The 18,230-nt window shown below is 68.1% G+C and carries 18 protein-coding genes; 9 read left to right on the forward strand and 9 right to left on the reverse strand.

The genetic code is table 11. The features are described from left to right. Positions 1-11: 11 nt before the first annotated feature. Positions 12-611, forward strand: coding sequence for a TetR/AcrR family transcriptional regulator (locus ACLJRM_RS18120; RefSeq protein ID WP_410663674.1), 600 nt, complete (start codon positions 12-14; stop codon positions 609-611). Between the two features lie 370 nt (positions 612-981). Beyond that, positions 982-1,458: a ribonuclease E activity regulator RraA gene (gene rraA, locus ACLJRM_RS18125; protein WP_101607974.1), complete on the forward strand. Its 477-nt coding sequence runs from the start codon at positions 982-984 to the stop codon at positions 1,456-1,458. A 7-nt stretch (positions 1,459-1,465) separates the two neighbouring features. Here rraA and ACLJRM_RS18130 read toward each other — a convergent pair whose 3' ends face one another. Continuing rightward, on the reverse strand, positions 1,466-2,359 hold the full coding sequence (locus ACLJRM_RS18130) for an NADP-dependent oxidoreductase (protein ID WP_410663675.1): 894 nt from the start codon (positions 2,357-2,359) through the stop codon (positions 1,466-1,468). 70 nt (positions 2,360-2,429) lie between these two features. Between ACLJRM_RS18130 and ACLJRM_RS18135 the strand changes: the two genes are divergently transcribed. Then, on the forward strand, positions 2,430-3,023 hold the full coding sequence (locus tag ACLJRM_RS18135) for a TetR/AcrR family transcriptional regulator (RefSeq protein ID WP_410663676.1): 594 nt from the start codon (positions 2,430-2,432) through the stop codon (positions 3,021-3,023). A gap of 412 nt (positions 3,024-3,435) precedes the next feature. On the opposite strand, the gene ACLJRM_RS18140 is transcribed toward ACLJRM_RS18135, so the two are convergent. Further along, on the reverse strand, positions 3,436-4,077 hold the full coding sequence (locus tag ACLJRM_RS18140) for a TetR/AcrR family transcriptional regulator (RefSeq protein ID WP_410663677.1): 642 nt from the start codon (positions 4,075-4,077) through the stop codon (positions 3,436-3,438). A gap of 96 nt (positions 4,078-4,173) precedes the next feature. Between ACLJRM_RS18140 and ACLJRM_RS18145 the strand changes: the two genes are divergently transcribed. Then, complete coding sequence (locus ACLJRM_RS18145) at positions 4,174-5,220, forward strand: oxygenase MpaB family protein (protein WP_410663867.1); 1,047 nt, start codon at positions 4,174-4,176, stop codon at positions 5,218-5,220. A 4-nt stretch (positions 5,221-5,224) separates the two neighbouring features. Here ACLJRM_RS18145 and ACLJRM_RS18150 read toward each other — a convergent pair whose 3' ends face one another. Genes ACLJRM_RS18150 through ACLJRM_RS18165 form a run of 4 tightly spaced genes read right to left on the reverse strand, consistent with a single transcriptional unit; the run spans position 5,225 to position 7,337 of the window. Next, on the reverse strand, positions 5,225-5,683 hold the full coding sequence (locus ACLJRM_RS18150; protein WP_410663678.1) for a hypothetical protein: 459 nt from the start codon (positions 5,681-5,683) through the stop codon (positions 5,225-5,227). A gap of 43 nt (positions 5,684-5,726) precedes the next feature. Continuing rightward, a complete protein-coding gene (locus ACLJRM_RS18155) occupies positions 5,727-6,338 on the reverse strand; it encodes a class I SAM-dependent methyltransferase (RefSeq protein ID WP_410663679.1) in 612 nt (203 codons plus the stop codon). Between the two features lie 10 nt (positions 6,339-6,348). Then, entirely contained in the window at positions 6,349-7,002 is a 654-nt protein-coding gene (locus ACLJRM_RS18160) for a cation transporter (RefSeq protein WP_174720411.1), read from the reverse strand. Beyond that, positions 6,999-7,337: an ArsR/SmtB family transcription factor gene (locus tag ACLJRM_RS18165; protein WP_101607967.1), complete on the reverse strand. Its 339-nt coding sequence runs from the start codon at positions 7,335-7,337 to the stop codon at positions 6,999-7,001. Before ACLJRM_RS18165 ends, ACLJRM_RS18160 begins: the two co-directional genes overlap by 4 nt. A gap of 471 nt (positions 7,338-7,808) precedes the next feature. Here ACLJRM_RS18165 and ACLJRM_RS18170 point away from each other — a divergent pair, with 471 nt between their 5' ends. Genes ACLJRM_RS18170 through ACLJRM_RS18185 form a run of 4 tightly spaced genes read left to right on the forward strand, consistent with a single transcriptional unit; the run spans position 7,809 to position 12,710 of the window. Continuing rightward, positions 7,809-9,230 carry a family 2B encapsulin nanocompartment shell protein gene (locus ACLJRM_RS18170; RefSeq protein ID WP_410663680.1) on the forward strand — a complete coding sequence of 474 codons (1,422 nt, stop codon included), beginning with the start codon at positions 7,809-7,811 and terminating at the stop codon, positions 9,228-9,230. Continuing rightward, positions 9,227-10,615, forward strand: a complete 1,389-nt coding sequence (locus ACLJRM_RS18175) for a family 2B encapsulin nanocompartment shell protein (protein WP_101607965.1) — start codon at positions 9,227-9,229, stop codon at positions 10,613-10,615. Before ACLJRM_RS18170 ends, ACLJRM_RS18175 begins: the two co-directional genes overlap by 4 nt. Positions 10,616-10,668: 53 nt before the next feature. Next, complete coding sequence (locus ACLJRM_RS18180) at positions 10,669-11,532, forward strand: geranyl diphosphate 2-C-methyltransferase (protein WP_101607964.1); 864 nt, start codon at positions 10,669-10,671, stop codon at positions 11,530-11,532. A gap of 26 nt (positions 11,533-11,558) precedes the next feature. After that, on the forward strand, positions 11,559-12,710 hold the full coding sequence (locus ACLJRM_RS18185) for a family 2 encapsulin nanocompartment cargo protein terpene cyclase (protein ID WP_410663681.1): 1,152 nt from the start codon (positions 11,559-11,561) through the stop codon (positions 12,708-12,710). Between the two features lie 230 nt (positions 12,711-12,940). On the opposite strand, the gene ligA is transcribed toward ACLJRM_RS18185, so the two are convergent. The 3 genes from ligA to ACLJRM_RS18200 form a co-directional block, all read right to left on the reverse strand. After that, the gene (ligA, locus tag ACLJRM_RS18190; protein WP_410663682.1) at positions 12,941-14,932 is read right to left on the reverse strand and encodes an NAD-dependent DNA ligase LigA; all 1,992 of its coding nucleotides are present in this window, start codon (positions 14,930-14,932) and stop codon (positions 12,941-12,943) included. Between the two features lie 54 nt (positions 14,933-14,986). Then, positions 14,987-16,084 (reverse strand): calcium:proton antiporter, encoded by a 1,098-nt coding sequence (locus ACLJRM_RS18195; protein ID WP_101607961.1) that lies wholly within the window; start codon positions 16,082-16,084, stop codon positions 14,987-14,989. Between the two features lie 65 nt (positions 16,085-16,149). Next, on the reverse strand, positions 16,150-16,686 hold the full coding sequence (locus ACLJRM_RS18200; protein WP_168214326.1) for a TetR/AcrR family transcriptional regulator: 537 nt from the start codon (positions 16,684-16,686) through the stop codon (positions 16,150-16,152). A gap of 79 nt (positions 16,687-16,765) precedes the next feature. On the opposite strand from ACLJRM_RS18200, the gene ACLJRM_RS18205 reads away from it, so the two are divergent. Continuing rightward, positions 16,766-18,217, forward strand: coding sequence for an aldehyde dehydrogenase (locus ACLJRM_RS18205; RefSeq protein ID WP_410663683.1), 1,452 nt, complete (start codon positions 16,766-16,768; stop codon positions 18,215-18,217). Positions 18,218-18,230 lie beyond the last annotated feature (13 nt).

Here is an 18,230-nt window from a genome sequence, read left to right on the forward strand (position 1 = left end):
AAAGAGAGACGATGTCCAGGCTGACGCGGGCCGAGCAGCAGCAACGCACGCACGGACACCTGCTGGAAGCCGGGCGAGAGGTCTTCCTGCGGCGCGGTTTCCTCGCGGCGACGGTCGAGGAGATCGCGACCGACGCCGGCTACACCCGCGGAGCCGTCTACAAGCATTTCGGTGGCAAGGAAGGGCTGTGGCTGGCGATCATCGAAGCCGGTGCCGACGGCCATCTCCGAGGGCTGCGGGAAGCTCTCGCCGGCGCCACCACGCGCGACGAGGTGATCGCCGCACTGAACCCCGTCGACGTGGCGGACAAGGACGCGGCGAAATGGAGTGCGGCGGCCGCGGAAGTGCTCGCCGCGACGGCACAGCAACCGGAAACCGCCGCCCTGATCGCCGCCATCCAGCGGCGTCACGACGAGGAGGTGGTCGCCCTGCTGACCGAGCACTCCCGCCGCCTGCGACTCGAACCCGCGATACCGCTGGACCAGGCCGTCGTCATGCTGGGCGCACTGGGGATCGGCCTCGCCCTGCGTCAGACGGTCGCCCCGGCGGCCGACCCCGGCGCGATCCTCACCCACGTGCTGGGCACGTTGTTCCCGTCCGAGGCAACGTGACGGACGTGCCGGACGTACTCCCGGTGAAGACCTGGGGAGGATTCGATGCAGCCGTATCCGTTGCAAGAGGGCGAAGAAGTGCTGTGGGCCGGATCGCCGCACCGGCCGCGAAAATGATCGCGGTCGCCGCGGCGATCGTCTTCGGAGGCGGGCTCGCGGGGTAGACCCCGTTCGTCGGCCTGATCGAGGCAGGCCTCGGCACGATCACCTTCGGAAGCCGATGGAACCGGTGGCAGGCCCGGGAGAACGAACACCGCGGCGCTTGGGCGACGCCGGTGCTGGAACTGCGGGCGATCCCGGAAGCCCGGCGTGTGGCGGATCTCATCGTGCAGGCGCGAAACCGGTTGAACGGCACCTACACTCTGTCGCCGTGATCGATTCCTTCACCACCGCTGACCTCGTCGACGAACACGGCGACCGGCTGCGCGTCTGCGACACCCAGTTCCGCCAGTTCGGCGGGCACCGGAAGTTCTCCGGCCCGATCCGGACCGTCTCCTGTCACGAGGACAACGGCCTGGTCAAGAAGCTGCTGAACACCCCAGGCGAGGGCAACGTCCTGGTCGTCGACGGCGGCGGCTCCCTGCACAGCGCGCTCACCGGCGACATGATCGCGAAATCCGCCGTGGACAACGGCTGGGCGGGCGTGGTCGTCAACGGCGCGGTCCGCGACAGCGCCGAACTCGCCGGACTCCCGCTCGGCGTGAAGGCGCTCGGCACCAACCCGCGCAAGAGTTCCAAGGCGGGGGTCGGCGCCGTCGACGTCCCTGTCGGCTTCGGGGGAGTGACCTTCACTCCCGGCGACACGCTCTACTCCGACGACGACGGCGTCGTGATCCTTCCCGCCTGAAACAGGCTCAGATGACGATGACCCGGCGTCCGCGGGTGTGACCGGCATGGCTGTCGACATGCGCGGTCGCGGCGTCGGCGAGCGTGTACGACTTCTCGACCGGGATATGGAGCTTGCCCCGTGAAATGAGGTCCGAGGCCTCGGCGAGCGCGTCCGGCACGCTGCCCGCGACGCCGGAGAACCGGACACCGAACTCCGGTGCGCCGAGATCGGCGATGGAGAGCACCTTCAGCGGATCCCCGGTGAGCTCGACGAGTTCGGGGATCACGCCCGATCCCGCGAGGTCGAGAGCCGCGTCGACCTGGCCGAGCTCTCGCACCCGTCCTGCCCATCCCTCGCCGTACGTCGTGGCGATGGCGCCCAGGCCGCGCAAGTAATCCTGGTTCGCGGCCCCGGCCGTGCCGATCACCGTGATGCCGCGTTCACGGGCGATCTGCACTACCGCCGATCCGACCCCGCCGGACGCGCCGCTGACCAGCAGCGTCTCGCCGGATCGCACCCCCACTTCGCGGATGAGGCGCAGCGCGGTCTCCACCACAGAGGGATATCCGGCCGCCTCTTCGAACGCCAGGCCCTCGGGCATCCTGGCCCAGACCGTCATCACGGCGAACTCGGCATAGGTGTTCAAGCCCTCGCCGAACACCCGGTCGCCGACCTCGACATCCGTGACACCCTCGCCGACCTCGTCGACCACTCCAGCGGCGTCCAGCCCGACCCCTGAGGGAAGCGTTGTCGGATGTGCGCCCAGGACCTGGCCCTCGCGAACCCTCCAGTCGAAGGGGTTCACACCCGCGGCTCGCACCGCGATGCGTACCTGGCCGGGGCCCGCGTGCGGGTCCTCGGCGTCGACGAGCTGCAGGACTTCCGGACCACCGAACTCGGTGAAGATCACTTTCTTCATGAGCTCGACCGTAGCACTAACGGTTAGTGTTTTAGAACTGGTGGTGTTTTGGATCTGATAGCGTTGCAGCATGACCGAGGTTCTCGGACGTCGTGAGCGCAAGAAGGCCGCGACCCGACAGAAGATCGCCGACACCGCCCTGCGGCTCTTTCTGGAGCGCGGATACGACGCGGTGGGCATCCGCGAGGTGGCCGCGGAGGCCGACGTCGCCGTCACCACGCTCTTCTCCCACTTCCCCTCGAAGGAGGCATTGGTGTTCGAGCGGGACGCGAATTTCGAGCAGAGCCTCGCGCGGGCGGTGACCGGTCGCGCCCCGCACGAGCCGCTCATTTCCGCGCTGCGCCGGGAGATCCACGCGATGGTGCGGCATTGCACGGCGGACGGTGCCGCGCCGATCTGGCGCATGATCGACGGGTCGCCCGCGTTGCGGGAGTACGAGGAGTCGATGAGGCTGCGGCACGCGGAGTCGCTGGCGGTGGCGATCGCGGCCGATCCTGGTCTCTCGCATTCCGCGACGGCCTGCCGGACGATCGCGCGGTTCGTGGTCGATGCCCATTCGCTCGGTCGCGAGGCGGCGGATCCGGAAGCCGCGGTGGACGAGATCTTCCGCATGATCGAGGCGGCCTGGGAGGTTGTCAGTCCTTCGGAGCAACCGGCGGGCTGAGGTCGCGGTGGTCGTGTGTGGCGATTCGGATTCCGTGGACCCGCATTTGCCTACCCACGGGATGCCGATGTGGGCGGCTGGGGAGGATTTGAGACGTTGATCAAGCTCCGGGATCGGAACGGCCCGCGACGATGAAGGAATTGGGACACTCAATGTCCCGATTCCTTCACGCTCGACCGCTGGCACGTCACATTCGCGCTGGTCAGGTGAGAGTGGGCAAACACGGGGCAGTTCTAACCCGAATCCCCACTCACGACCGAGAAGTCACTGATCCAGACCGGCATGCGGCCACAGCAGCCGTTCAGGTGTCGCGCAAGCCACTTTCGCGACGTCTGATGTCCCGAAAGTGGCTTTCGCGACACCGCCGCTGGGCATCACTGAGTCCGTGAAGGTGCCCAGAACTCAGCAGATATCACCGCGGCTGGACGAGACCGACCGCAGCCCGGATCGCGCCGACGAACCGCTCCGGCCGGTACCGTCCGGGGTCGGTGAGCACGAGCCGCGCGGCCATCTCGAACAGCGCGGTGACGGTGTGCGCGACGATTTCCGGATCGAGTTCCGCCGGGGCACCGACGGCTTCCAGGAGCCATCGCGTCAGCGATTCCGCCCGGTCGAGGGCGATGGCGCGCGCGGCCTCGCGGGCGGCGTGGAACTCGGCGGGCATGTCCGCCATCGGCATGACGACGCAATACCACCGGTCCGGCGTTTCCTGGACGGCGTTGAGGAAGTCGGCGAGCGTCCGCGCGATGAACTCGGGGGCGTCCTCGGTGAGGAACCGGCCCGGGTCACCCGGCAGTACTTCGAGCAACTGCCGGAGCGCGGCTTCCTGCTCGCGCCGCAACAGTGCGGCCAGCAGCTCGTTCCGGCTGCGGAACTGGCCGTAAACCACCGGTTTCGTGACGCCGGCCTGTTCGGCGACCGCGTCCATGGTCGTGGCGTTGTGACCTCGGGTGACCACCAGGTGCAGGGCCGCGTCGAGCACCTGCGTTCGGCGCTGCTCGGCGGGCACGCGTGCGGCGTAGGCACGGCGTTTCCGCGGTGTCGTGCTGGTCAACGGCCCTCCTCAAGCGCACTCTGGACAAAGCTACTCTAGCGTAGGATATTGCTACGCATCAGTATTAATTGCGGGGAACGGGAGGCCGACGTGGCGATGAAACCAGTGGAACCGATGCTGGACCACGGGTTCTTCGGACCTGGATCGGTCACCTGGAAGGTGTGGGGGCATGTGACGGCCGCCGTCACCGGGCTGCAGCGGTCCGTCGTGGTGGAGGAGCTCGACCCGGCGCTGATCGCCGCCGTCGACAAGACCGGTGCGAACTACGCGCGGCCTCGCACCCGCTACGACCGCACGGTCCGCTATTTCGCCATGGTCGCGTTCGCCGACAGTCAGAAGGTTTCCCAGGCCGCCGACGTGCTGGTGAAGGTGCATGCCAAGGCGATCGGCGTCGAGCCCGTCAGCGGCAACCACTACGACGCCAACGATCCGCACTCGCAGTTGTGGATCCTGCTCACCGGCTGGCATTCGGTGCTCAAGGCCTACGAGCTGTACGGCGGAGGCCGGCTCACACCAGCCGAGGAGAACCGGTATTGGGAGGAGTGCGCGATCGCCGCCGAATTCCAGACCTGCGACCCCGCGGACGTTCCCCGCACCCGCGACGGCGTCCGGGAGTACTTCGAGCGGATGCGTCCCCGGCTCGCGGTCAGTGAAGCTGCCCGGAAGATGATGGACCACCTGTTGACCGCGAAGGTGGTCTTGCCGCCGGCGCCGCGGGTGCTGGCTCCGGCCCTCTGGATCGTGAACTGGTTCCTGCGGGCCGGGACAATCGCGACCATGCCGCGCTGGATGCGGAAGCTGAGCGGGTTCACCCAACCGCGGATCGTCGATCTGCTGGTCCGGCCGGTCCTGCGGCTCGGCTACGGCGTCGTCGATCGCAACCCGCGGCTGAAACTGGCGGTCGCCCGGCTGCTGGCGCCCTCCGCGGTGCCGGTCGTCGCTCCGTACGTTCTCGGCGTTCCGCCGCTGTCCGAAGAGGTCTTGACCCCGGCCGAAGCACGACGGCGTTACGGCTACGACAGGCCGGCCGACGCCCACCGTGACATCCGGGCGAAGCAGCACCAGCGGGTGTTCGGCGCCGGGCAAGCACCCAGCGAAGACGGTCTCATCGAGTCCCAAGCCGTTCTGGGCTCGTTGTCTTGAGCCGTCAGTTCCTCGGCATGACGCAGAGTTCCCTGGACGATCCCGACTTGAAGTCGTAGACGACCGGGTTGCCGTACTCGTAGCCGGGCACTTCCTTGCAGTCCGAGCCGGTACTGGACGCCAGCTGCGCGATCACCGTGTAGTTGGCCGAATCGTCCGTGCAGTGGACCCGGACCGCGCTGGCGCTGAACTTGCCGTTCGTCCCGGCGTCTTCATCGGCCGAGATGCAGTCTCCGGCCTGTGCGGAGAACGGGTCGGGATCGACCTCGGGGGCGCTGCCGCTGATGGGAGTGCCACTGATGGCGTTGTCACCGGTCGCGAGCGCCACGGTCACCGCGATCCCTCCGACGGCGACGACGAGAGCGGCTGCCGCGACTCCGAAGACCAGCCCCGTTTTCGGGGACTTCTTCGGCGGCGGAGCGGGGTACTGCTGCCAGACGGGCGGCTGCTGGGGGTAGGTCACGTCATCAGGATCGACGGCGTCGATGAAATTCCGATGACAGAGTTCACTTGCGGGCGACGAGCCGTTCCACCAACCCGAGCTTGAACCGGTCCCGGCGCTCCACCGTCAGGCCGAGGTCGCCGATCTTGTCGAACGGGCGCCGCAGGAAGTGCTCGCCCGCCATCGGCACGGTGATCTTTTCGGTGAGCCATTGCAGGCCGCGGACGGCACGCGACGAACTCGCGATGTGATCGAGCAGGATGAGCAGGCCGCCGGGCCGCAGAACCCTGGCCATTTCCCGCAACGCCTTGCCGTCGTCCGGGATGGCGCAAAGTCCGAGGGTGCAGACCACGGTGTCGAACGAACCGGCGTCGAACGGCAGGTCGTGCGCGTCGGCACGCCTCAGCGTCACCGGGTGGCCGAGGCGTTCGGCGCGGTCACGGGCGATGGCGAGCATGCCGTCGCTGAGGTCGATGCCGGTGAGCGTGACGTCGCCGGGATAGAGCCGCAGATTCAGGCCGGTCCCGACGGCGACCTCGAGGACGTCGCCGGTCGCCTGGCCGCAGGCCCACGCTCGCGAATCGCCGAAGAGCTTCCGGTCGAGAAACTGCATCTCCCGGTCGTAGTTCCGGGATTTGCCGTCCCAGCAACGGTTCCAGCGCGCGGGCGGGGTCATGGCGTTCCTTTCAGCAGCAGTGCTCACCGCGCCAGGCTTCGCGGCCTTCCTTGATCGCGACGGCGGCGATGACGAGGGCGACCAGCGGATCGGCCCAGTACCAGCCGAAGAGGCTGTTGAGCAGCAACCCGACGAGCAGCACACCGGAAAGATAGGTGCACAGCAAGGTCTGCTTCGAATCGGCGACGGCGCTCGCGGAGCCGAGTTCTCGCCCGGCGCGGCGCTGGGCGTGGGACAGGAAGGGCATCACGAGCAGCGAGACCGCCGCGAGCACGATCCCGACGGTGGAGTGCTCGGCGGGGTCGGCGCCGAACAGGGTGCGTACGGATTCGACGGTCACATAGGCGGCCAGCGCGAAGAAGGACACCGCGATGACCTTGAGCGCGGTGCGTTCGCGGGCTTCGGGGTCCTTGCCGGAGAACTGCCACGCGACGGCGGTGGCGGAAGCGACCTCGATGACCGAGTCCAGGCCGAAGCCGATCAGCGCGGTCGAGGAGGCGATGGTGCCCGCGGAGATGGCGATGACCGCTTCGATGACGTTGTAGGTGATCGTCGCGGCGACCAGGAGCCGGACCCGGCGCGACAACACGACGCGGCGATCCTCGTCCACTGTGGATGTCGTGGCGCAGCAGCCGTCCGCGCAGGATCCGCTCTCCACGCTCACCGGAGCACCTCTATACCGGCGTCGTCCACACAGGGCTCCGCCGTGTCGACGGCGAGCACGACCTGTACCAGTTCCCGCAGCGCGCGGGCGAGGTGGGCGTCCGCCAGCGCATAGCGGACCTGCCTGCCTTCGTAAGTCGCCACGACCAGCCCGCACCCTCGCAGGCACGCGAGGTGGTTGGACACATTGGAGCGGCTCAGGCCGAGTTGCCCGGCCAGCTGGCCGGGATAGCTCACGCCTTCGAGCAGAGCGACCAGGATCCTGCACCGGTTCGGGTCGGCGAGGGCGCGACCGAGCCGGGCGAGCGCGGCGCCTTGGGTTTCACACGTCAGCACGGGTAGAACAGTACAGCGCTCGCTGACATGTCAGCAACGGGTGGGCAGGGGTGGAACGGCTGCTTGACACGACGGAGTGTCCGGACGCGACCCTCTGTTTCGTCGCTGTCTGTCAAGCCATCGCCGAACACGGGCGCGCGGGTGACCCGAAAGGACTCGGCGCACCCCTCCAACGGCCGCATAACGCGTACGCCCGGGAGTCCCGGGGCGGCGGCGCATAACACCTCAGAACAATCGCTGGACCGATTGTGTGGGTGCGTTAAAGCGCCGAGTAATGGTGATGGAAGCCTTCTCGCATAATGGGGAAATCGGCATTCGGGTGGCCTTTTCTCACTACCCGAAAGTGCGCTTGTGCGGGCAAACCGCCTTGCTATGTTGATCCCTGCGGGGGCCGCACCTCGGGGCACAGTCGGCACACCGTGGTTGGTGGATCTTGTTTTCTCACGCGACTATTGAAGGGTGGACCTTGCTGTGACCGTGACCGAATCGGACACTTCCGCCGAAGGTGTCCAGGGGCCGGGAAATCCGCAGCTGAGTTTGGGCCGGGCCGCCGCGCGAAACCTGGCGACAACGACCAAATCCGTTCCGCAGATGCAGGGAATTTCGTCCCGGTGGCTGCTGAAGATGCTCGAATGGGTTCAGGTCAACGGTGGCGCCTACCGGGTCAACCGGCGGCTCAATTACGCGGTCGGCGACGGCCGGGTGACGTTCTCGAAGGCCGGCACCGAAGTGAGCGTGATCCCGGCGGAGCTGGGGGAACTGAAGCCGCTCAAGGGGTACGACGACGAAGAGGTGCTCGACGAACTCGCCCGCCGCTTCGAGCAGCAGGAGGTATCCGCGGGCGACGTGCTCGTCGAGTTCGGGCACCGGGCCGACCGGGTCTACCTCATCGCCCACGGCAAGATCACCAAGACCGGCCCCGGTCACTACGGTGACGAGACCGCGCTCGGTGTGGTCAAGGACGGTGACTACTTCGGTGCGCAGGCCCTCGTCGCCGACGACGGGATCTGGGAGTTCACCGCGAAGGCGGCCACGGCCTGCACCGTGCTGACCCTGACCCGCCAGGCCTTCGAGCGCGTGCTGGAGCAGTCCGAATCGCTGCAGGCGCAGATCGAGCAGGCGTCGCAGGATTCCGGTCGTGCCAACGACTTCGGTGAAGCCGAGATCGACATCTCCTCCGGCCACGACGGCGAGCCGCTGCTGCCGGGCACCTTCGTCGACTACGAAACTTCGCCGCGGGAATACGAACTGAGCGTCGCCCAGACCGTGCTGCGAGTTCACAGCCGCGTCTCCGACCTCTACAACCAGCCGATGGACCAGACCGAGCAGCAGCTCCGCCTGACCATCGAGGCGCTGCGCGAGCGCCAAGAGCACGAAATGATCAACAACGCGGACTTCGGCCTGCTCAACAACGCCGACTTCACCCAGCGCATCCCGACACGTACCGGTCCGCCCACTCCGGACGACTTCGACGACCTGCTCGCCCTGGTGTGGAAGGACCCCGGCTTCTTCCTCGCGCATCCGCGCACGATCGCCGCGTTCAGCCGCGAGTGCAGCAAACGCGGTATCTACCCGACCGGCGCCGACCTCGGCGGGCACAAGGTGCCGTCCTGGCGCGGGGTCCCGATCCTGCCGTGCAACAAGATCCCGGTGAGCCAGACCAGCACCAGTTCCGTGCTGCTGATGCGCACCGGCGAGAAGAGCCAGGGCGTGATCGGCCTGCGTCAGATCGGCCTGCCCGACGAGTACGAGCCCGGCCTGAACGTCCGCTTCATGGGGATCTCCGAGCAGGCCATCATCTCCTACCTCGTCAGCACGTACTACTCCGCCGCCGTGCTCGTGCCGGACGCGCTCGCCGTGCTCGAAGCCGCCGAACTCGGCCGCGAAGGATGACCGCCACGACGCCGGAGGCCGACCGGCGGCTCAGTCTCGGTCCCGCCGCCGCGCGCAACCTGGCGACGACCACCAAGACGCGGCCGCAGATGCAGAGCATCACGCCGCGCTGGCTGCTGAAGATGCTGCCCTGGGTCGAGGCGACCGGTGGCTCCTTCCGGGTCAACCGGCGCCTGACCTATGCCGTCGGCGACGGCCGGGTGAGCTTCACCAACGTCGGCACCGAGATCAGGGTCGTCCCGCAGGAACTCGCGGAACTGGCACTGCTGCGCGGTTTCGACGACGAGGACACGCTCACCGCGCTCGCCGACCGGTTCGTGCAGCACGAGTACCGGCCCGGCGAGACGATCGTCAGCCACGGTTCCCCGCTGGACGAGGTCGTGCTGGTCGCACACGGCAAGGTCGCCAAGGTGGCGCCGGGCGAGTACGGCACCGAAGCCGCCATCGGCAGCATGGCCGACGGCGACCACTTCGGCGACGAAATGCTCGCCGGCATCGATCGCAACTGGCCGTTCACCGTCAAGGCCGTCACCCCGGTGACGGTGCTGACCCTGCGCGCCGACGACTTCGCCGACCTCAACGGCCGGTCGGAGGCGATGCGCCGTCACGTGCAGGACATGCTGGCGCACAAGGGAAAGCCGCAGAACGCCAAGGGTGAGTCCGAGATCGGGATGTCGTCGGGGCATGACGGGGAGCCGCTGCTGCCGGGCACCTTCGTCGACTACGAGATCTCGCCGCGCGAGTACGACCTCGCCGTCGCCCAGACGGCGCTGCGCGTGCACACACGCGTGACCGATCTCTACAACGGGCCGATGAATCAGTTCGACGAGCAGCTCCGGCTGACCGTGGCGGCACTGCGGGAGCGGCAGGAGCACGACCTGATCAACAACCGCGAATTCGGGCTGCTGCACAACGCGGACCTCAAATCGCGGTTCCAGACCAGGTCCGGCCCGCCGACGCCCGACGACATGGACGAACTCGTCAGCCGCCGCCGCAAGACGAAGTTCTTCCTCGCCCATCCGCGCGCGATCGCCGCGTTCGGCAGGGAATGCACGCGCCGCAGCCTCTACCCGGAAGGCACCACGGTCGACGGCAAGGTGGTCGCCGCGTGGCGCGGGGTGCCGATCCTGCCCTGCGACAAGATCCCGGTCACCGAGGCCGGCACGTCCTCGATCCTCGCCATGCGGACCGGGTTGGAGGACAACGGCGTGATCGGCCTGCACCAGACCGGTCTGCCCGACGAATACGAGCCGGGCCTGAACGTGCGTTTCGACGGCATCAGCGAGAAGGCGGTCGCGACCTACCTGGTCAGCACCTACTACTCGGCCGCCGTTCTCGTGCCCGACGCGCTCGGCGTTCTGGAGAACGTCGAGGTCGCGCGGTGACCATCAGTCCTGCCACGACAACGAACACCAATGCTCCAGAAAGGACCACCCACGTGACCATCGCCCGCACCCCCGTTCCCGCCAAGGTGCTGCGCACCGAATACCAGAAGTCGGTGGCGTCGTACTGGAACAAGGAGAAGGACCCGGTCAACCTGCGGCTGGGTGACGTGGACGGGCTGTACCACCACCACTACGGGGTGGGCGAGGTCGACTGGTCGGTACTGGAGGGGCCCGAGAGCACCCGCGACGAGCGGATCATCGCCGAAATGCACCGTCTGGAGACCGCGCAGGCGGACGTCCTGCTCGATCACCTCGGCGACGTCAAACCGGAGGACCGGCTCCTCGACGCCGGCTGCGGGCGCGGCGGCTCGAGCATCATGGCCAACGCACGGTTCGGCTGTCACGTCGACGGGATCTCGATCTCGGAGAAGCAGGTCGAGTTCGCCAACCACCAAGCGGAGATCAGGGGCGTCGCCGACCGGGTGCGCTACCACTTCCGCAACATGCTCGACACCGGCTTCGAAACCGGCTCGCGCAAGGGCATCTGGAACAACGAAAGCACCATGTACGTGGACCTCCACGAGCTCTTCGCCGAGCACGCGCGGCAGCTGGAGTTCGGCGGCCGCTACGTCACCATCACCGGGTGCTACAACGACGTGACCGGTGGCCGGTCCAAGGCCGTCGCGCAGATCGACCAGCACTACACCTGCAACATCCATCCGCGCAGCCAGTACTTCAAGGCGATGACGGCGAACGACCTGGTGCCGATCTCGGTGGTGGACCTCACGGCGGACACGATCCCGTACTGGGAACTGCGGGCGAAGTCGTCGGTGGCGACCGGGATCGAGGGGCCGTTCCTCGACGCCTACCGGGAAGGCAGCTTCCACTACCTGCTCATCGCCGCGGACCGCGTCTGATCCCGCGAGACCACCGGAGTGAAGTGATGACGGAACACGGTGCGCTGGCCACGTTGCTGGCCGGTCCGAGCGGATTGGGCACGTCCGCCGCCCGGCTGGCGGCCAGGCTGGCTCAACCGGCCGCGATTTCTCCGGCGGCGGAGGAGGCTCCGCCGCCGGAGGGACCCGGTCTCGATCCGGCGTACGCGTTCCGGCCGTGGGGTGACGGGTCGGCACCGCCGCTGTACTGCCCCGTCACCGAACGGATCAACGAACCGCTCGCCGAGGAGGTCGACCGGCGGTTGGCCTTGTGGGCGGGGGAGTGCGGGTTCGACGAGGAGGAATGCGAGCAGATCGGGACGGCGGGCTTCGGCAGGCTCGTCATGCTCGCCCACCCGGACTGCGAGGATCCCGACAGGCTGCTGATCTCGGCGAAGCTCAACGCCGCCTGGTGGGCGGCCGACGACCTCTACGCCGACGACACCTCCCTCGGCGCCGTCCCGGCGGAGCTGCCGCCGAAGCTCGCGCTGGCGATGGCCGCCATGGACCCGGTGCCGTCGTTGGGGGAGTTCAGCCGCGACCTCGACGAAACCCTGCGGAGCGACCGGGTTCTGATCGCACTGAATTCGGGTATCGAGTATCTGCGCGCGTCCGGGACGGCCGCGCAGGTGCAGCGAGTCTGCTATTCGACGTTCGCGATGTTCGTGAGCTGGACCGCCTACGCGGCTTGGCGCCACAGCGGGAAGTACCCGCCGGCTTGGGAGTATCTCGCGGCCAGGCAGCACGACAGCTTCTACACGTCGATGACGTTGATCGACGTCCTCGGCGGCTATGAACTGACGTCGAACCTCTACTACGACCCGCGGGTCCGTGAGGCGGCCATCCAGGCGGGTACGGCGGCCGTGCTCGTCAACGACGTGCACTCGGTCACCAAGGATCTGGAGGACGAGTCGCCGCCGTGCAACGCGGTCCTGTTGATCGCCGACGACCGGAAGTGCTCGATCGCGGAGGCCACGGCGATCACCGTCGAGCTGCACAACGACGTCGTCCGGGACTTCCAGGCGGCGCACGAAAAGCTGAGCGCGGTGCCTTCACTCGAATTGCAGCGGTTCATGCGCGGGTTGCGGGGGTGGATGGGCGGCGGTTTCGAATGGCACTCGACGAGTCCGCGGTACCGGACGAAGCCCGCGGACTCGTGAGTGGCGATTCGGGCTAGGGCTAGGGGTGTCTTGGTTACCTACGGCCTCTGGCCGCGGTCGTTCACGAGTCCGGGCCGTGAAGGGCCCCTTGCCTCGGCTCAGCCGAAGAAACTCGACCCTCACGCCTTTCCCAAGTACGTGATGGCCCCCTTCCTTGCGCTAGACGCAAGGAAGGGGGCCATCACGTACTTCAAGCGGCGCTTTCGCGACACTGCTCACGAGATCTACGCCTAGACGACGCCCGCGGCGATCAGCTGCTGCCAGATCACACCCTGGTCCACGACCTCGACTTCGAGCTTCTCGGCCTTGGTGATCTTGCTCGCCCCGACGTCGGCACCGGTGATGAGCATGTCGGTGTTCGCCGAGACCGACGTCGCGGTGGTCGCGCCCGCCTTCTCGCACAACCGCTGGAAGGTCGGGCGCGGCACCTTTTCACCGGAACGGGGGTCGCTGATCGACCCGGTGATCACGACCGTCTTGCCTTCGAGCGGCGCACCGGCCACGACGACCGGCGGGAGGTCCTCCTCGCGCACGTCCAGTGAGACACCGACCTCCCGCAGCCGCTCGAGTTCGGGGCGCAACCGCGTGAGGTGCTCGATCAGGGACGCGGCGACCTTCGGGCCGATGTCGTCCACGGCGACGAGGCCTTCTTCGCCCGCGGCGGCGACGTCCTCCAACGAACCGAACCCCGCCCGGCACAGTCGCGCGGCGATGCCCTCGGAAGCCATCGGAATCGCCAGCCCGATCAGCGCCCGGCGCAGGCCGACGGCGCGGCTCGCGTCGATCGATTCGATCATGCGGGTGGCGGAGATGTCACCGATACGGTCGAATTCCAGCAGCGTTTCCTTGGTGAGCCGGTAGAAGTCCGACGGGTGTTCGAGAATCCCGGCTTCGGCGAGCCGCTCGATCCAGACCCCGCCGATCGCGTCGATGTCCGCGGCCGCTCGCGAAGCCCAGTGGATCAGACGGCGGACGGTCTGCGCGGGGCAGGCGACGTTGGTGCAGAACAGTTCCCGGCTGTTGCCCTGTTCGGTCAACGGTTCTTCGCACGACGGGCACACCGACGGCGGCACGATCTCGCGTTCCTCACCGGTGCGCTTGGAGGCGTCCAAGACACCCGCCACGAACGGGATCACGTCACCTGCGCGGCGTACCAGCACGGTGTCGCCGATCTTGATGCCGCGGGCGCGGATGACCTCCTGGTTGGCCAGTGTCGCCCTGGTGACGGTGGTCCCGCCGACGAACACCGGCTCCAGCCACGCCACGGGAGCGATCTTGCCGGTCTTGCCGACATCCCAGACCACGTCGGCGAGCACGGTGGTCTTCTCCTCGGCGGCGAACTTGAACGCCAGCGCGCCGCGGGGTGAACTGGACCGGGTCCCGGCGGCCGCGTACGCGTCGCGATCCGCCAGGCGCAGCACGGCGCCGTCGAGGTCGTAGTCGAGGTCGTTGCGCTGCTCCTCGATGGTCGCGATGACGGCTTGCGCCGCTTCCGCGTCTTCGCAGTGCCGCATGTCGGCGGCGGTGAAGCCGAGCGTCCGCAGCGCGCCGTCCAGATCGGTTTCCGCGCTGTCGGGTTCGGTGGACAGGTCGAACGCGAAGAACCGCAGGCGCCGCTCGGAGACGGTGGCCGCGTCCTTGGCGCGCAGCGTTCCCGCGGCGGCGTTGCGCGGGTTGATCAGCGGCTTGTCCGGATGCACCTTGTTGTACGCGGCGAAGGTGGACCGCAGCATGACGGCCTCGCCGCGCACCTCGACCCGTCCGGGGGCGTCGACCTTCTCCGGGACGCCGTCGGTCAGCGCCCGCACCAGCGGGGTCACGTCGTCACCGGTGGTGCCGTCGCCCCGGGTGATCGCCCGCGCGAGCCGCCCGTTCTCGTAGACCAGGGCCAGCGACAGGCCGTCCAGCTTCGGCATGACGACCACCGACTGACCGGGAAAACGGGTGAAGAACGCCGCGACCTGCTCGGGTTTGGTCGCCTTCTCCAGCGACAACATCGGGCGCGAGTGCCGGATGGGCGCGTGCAGCACGGCGGGCGCGCCGACCTGATCCAGCGGATTCGGATCGGGGGCCAGCCCGGGGTTGGCCTCGATGAGCCCCCGCAGCTCGTCCTCGACCGCGTCGTAGTCGGCATCGGCCACCTTCGGCGAGCCCCGGTAGTAGGCGTCGCGAAGGACGACGATCTGATCGGCGAGTTCTTGGATGCGGTCCCGAGCGTTCACGGGGCAGAGATTACCCGTGACCACCGACAGAACACCGTCCGAAGAGGACTCGCGTCACGGGTTGACGGCGAGGACCAGGAACGAGGCCAGCAGCACCAGGTGCACACCGCCCTGCAACCGGGTCGCGCGGCCGGGGACGACGGTGAGCACGCTGACCGCGATCGTCAGCGCGAGCAGCACGATGTGGGTCGCGCCGAGACCCAGCAACAGCGGCCCGTCCAGCCAGATCGACGCCAGCGCGATGGTCGGGATGGTGAGCCCGATGCTCGCGATCGCCGAACCGTAGGCGAGGTTGAGGCTGGTCTGCATCCGGTCGCGCCGGGCGGCCCGCGTCGCGGCGAGGGTTTCGGGCAGCAGCACCAGCAGCGCGATGACGACACCGACGAACGACTGCGGGAAACCGGCCGCGCTGACTCCGGCCTCGATGGCGGGGGACTCGACCTTCGCGAGACCGACGACGGCGACCAGCGCGACCAGCAGCAGTCCGAGGCTGGTCAGCGCGGCCTTGTTGGTCGGCGGCTCGGCGTGCTCTTCCTCCTTGACGGTGCCGTCGGTGTCGACCGGCAGGAAGAAGTCACGGTGGCGCACGGTCTGGGTGAGCACGAAGAGGCCGTAGAGAAGCAGCGACGCGACGGCGGCGAACGTGAGCTGCGTGCTGCTGAAAGCAGGCCCTGGGGTGCTGAAGGTGAACGTCGGCAGCACGAGGGTCACGGCGGCGAGGGTGGCCACGGTGGCGAGGGCGCCGCCACTGCCCTCCGGGTTGAAGTGCGTCTCGCCGTAGCGGCGGGCACCCACCATGACCGAGATGCCGACGATGCCGTTCGTGGTGATCATCACCGCGGCGAACACCGTGTCGCGGGCCAGCGTCCCAGCCTCGGGGCCGCCCGAGGACATCATCGTGACGATCAGCGCGACCTCGATGACCGTGACCGCGATCGCCAGCACCAACGAGCCGAAGGGTTCGCCGACGCGGTGCGCGACCACTTCGGCGTGATGCACCGCGGCCAGCACCGTCGCGCCCAGGGCGAGCGCGACGATGGCCACCGGCACCGGGCCCAGATCGCGGCCCCAGCTCAGAGCCAAGACGACGATGGCGAGGACCGGGGTGACGGTGGTCCAGGACACGGGGAATCGTCTGCGCGTGGCGGCCATGACGTCACTTTCGCACACCCTGCGTGACGTCGCCGCTCCATGTGGGGCACAGGGTGACGAAGTTCTTAGTGGATGCCGACACCGTCCAGAAACGTCCCGACGAGGAGGTCTGCGGCGCGCGGGGCGTCCAGGTCCTCGCGCGAGGCGAGATGGAGGAGCTGGATCAGCAGGCGGCTCGCCCAGCCGTCCGGGACGTCCGCTCGGAGGAACCCCTCGTCGGTGGCGCGCCGGAGGAACGAGTCCACGTCGGCGGTGAGCCGGCTTCGACGCTCCTGGATGGACGGTTCGGTGCGCATCCGGGTCAGCTCGACCGGCCAGGCGCGGTTGACCTCGATGATGCCTTCGACGTAACGGTGCAGAGCCACGGGGACCGCCGACTCGGTGAGCCGGGCGCCGCGGACCACCTCTTCGACCGCGGTCAGCCGGGAGTCGTAGATGGCCGCCAAAAGGTCTTCACGGGAGGCGAAGCGCCGATAGACGGTGCGCCGGTCTACTCCGGCTTCGGCGGCGATCGCGCCGATGCTCGTCGATGGGTCGCTCGCCAGCATCCGCGCGCCCGTGGTCAGGACCGCTTCGAGATTGCGCGCCGCATCAGCTCTCACGTTCGGGAATGTATCACACACCTGTGTCGTTAACTGCCATAAGTGCTACGTTGATGTGACAGTTAAGGAAGGTGGAACGGTGATCACGAACGACAAGCTCTTCATCGGAGGCGAATGGACGACGCCGAGCGATCCGGCGCCGCTGGACATCGTGTCCCCTCACGACCAGTCCGTGCTGGGGCGCGTCGTCCAAGCCCTTCCCGCCGACATCGACCGTGCCGTCGCCGCGGCCAGGACCGCTTTCGACGAAGGACCGTGGCCGCGGACCCTGCCGGAGGAACGGATCGCGGTTCTTCGGCAGCTCAACGCCTTGAGGGAGGCCCGCGCTGACGAGATCGCCGAGCTGATCTCGGCCGAGAACGGCTCGGCCCTGTGGTTCACGCGGGCCGGGCAACCCGGAGTGGGACGGCTGGCCGTCTCGTACCTGAAGGCGGCCGAGGAGTTCGGCTGGGAGGAGACGCTCACGCCCTCGGACCCGTCCGCGCCGTTCCGTTCGATCGTGCGCCGGGAACCGATCGGCGTGGTGGCCGCGATCATCCCGTGGAACTCACCGTTCTCGGCGTCGATGGCCAAGATCGTCCCGGCGCTGCTCGCGGGGAACACGGTCGTCCTCAAGGCCTCGCCGGAGAACTCGCTCAGCATGAGCCTGCTCGCGGACCTGCTGGCGGAGGCCGGGCTGCCGTCCGGGGTGATCAGCGTGCTGCCTGCGGACCGCGAGACCAGCGAGTACCTGGTGAAACACCCCGGAGTCGACAAGATCGCGTTCACCGGCTCGACCGCTGCGGGGCGCCGGATCGCGTCGCTGGCAGGTGCGCAACTCAAGCGGGTCAGCCTGGAACTAGGCGGCAAATCCGCGGCCGTGATCCTGCCTGGCGCCGTGCTGGAGGACGCGATCGCCGGGCTGAAGTTCGGGTCGCTGCTCAACAACGGCGAGGCGTGCATCGCGCAGACGCGGATCCTCGCGCCCCGTAGCCGGTACGACGAGGTCGTCGACGGACTCAAGGAGATGATGGAGTCTCTCGTCGTCGGCGACCCGGCCGACGAGAAGACCTTCATCGGCCCGATGGTGCGGCCCGGCCAGCAGCAACGGGTGCGCGACTACATCGAGATCGGCGTCGCCGAGGGCGCGCGGCTGGTCACCGGAGGTCCCGAGATCCCGGACGGCCTCGAGAAGGGCAACTACGTCACGCCGACGTTGTTCGCCGACGTCGACAGCGCGATGCGGATCGCCCAGGAGGAGATTTTCGGGCCGGTCCTGGTCGTCCTGCCCTACGACGACGAGGACGACGCGATCCGCATCGCGAACGACTCCGAGTACGGGCTTTCCGGCGGTGTCTGGTCAGCCGACGAAGAGCGCGCGCTCGCGGTCGCCCGGCGGATGCGCACCGGGACGGTCACCGTCAACGGGGCGCCGATCGGCTTCGACGGCCCGTTCGGCGGGTTCAAGGCCAGCGGCGTCGGCCGTGAATACGGTGCCGCCGGCCTTGCCCAGTACGTGGAGCTCAAGACCGTCACCGTGCCGAACTCGTGAGTGGCAAAGACGG

Source organism: Amycolatopsis sp. lyj-84 (genome assembly GCF_046549075.1).
Taxonomy (GTDB): Bacteria; Actinomycetota; Actinomycetes; order Mycobacteriales; family Pseudonocardiaceae; genus Amycolatopsis.

Excerpts from the sequence above, each read along its gene's own strand:
- ACLJRM_RS18195 (WP_101607961.1), bottom strand. The coding sequence starts at position 16,084 with ATGGCCGCCACGCGCAGACGATTCCCCGTGTCCTGGACCACCGTCACC.
- ACLJRM_RS18145 (WP_410663867.1), top strand. The coding sequence starts at position 4,174 with ATGAAACCAGTGGAACCGATGCTGGACCACGGGTTCTTCGGACCTGGA.
- ACLJRM_RS18185 (WP_410663681.1), top strand. The coding sequence starts at position 11,559 with ATGACGGAACACGGTGCGCTGGCCACGTTGCTGGCCGGTCCGAGCGGA.
- ACLJRM_RS18135 (WP_410663676.1), top strand. The coding sequence starts at position 2,430 with ATGACCGAGGTTCTCGGACGTCGTGAGCGCAAGAAGGCCGCGACCCGA.
- ACLJRM_RS18130 (WP_410663675.1), bottom strand. The coding sequence starts at position 2,359 with ATGAAGAAAGTGATCTTCACCGAGTTCGGTGGTCCGGAAGTCCTGCAG.
- ACLJRM_RS18120 (WP_410663674.1), top strand. The coding sequence starts at position 12 with ATGTCCAGGCTGACGCGGGCCGAGCAGCAGCAACGCACGCACGGACAC.
- ACLJRM_RS18175 (WP_101607965.1), top strand. The coding sequence starts at position 9,227 with ATGACCGCCACGACGCCGGAGGCCGACCGGCGGCTCAGTCTCGGTCCC.
- ACLJRM_RS18155 (WP_410663679.1), bottom strand. The coding sequence starts at position 6,338 with ATGACCCCGCCCGCGCGCTGGAACCGTTGCTGGGACGGCAAATCCCGG.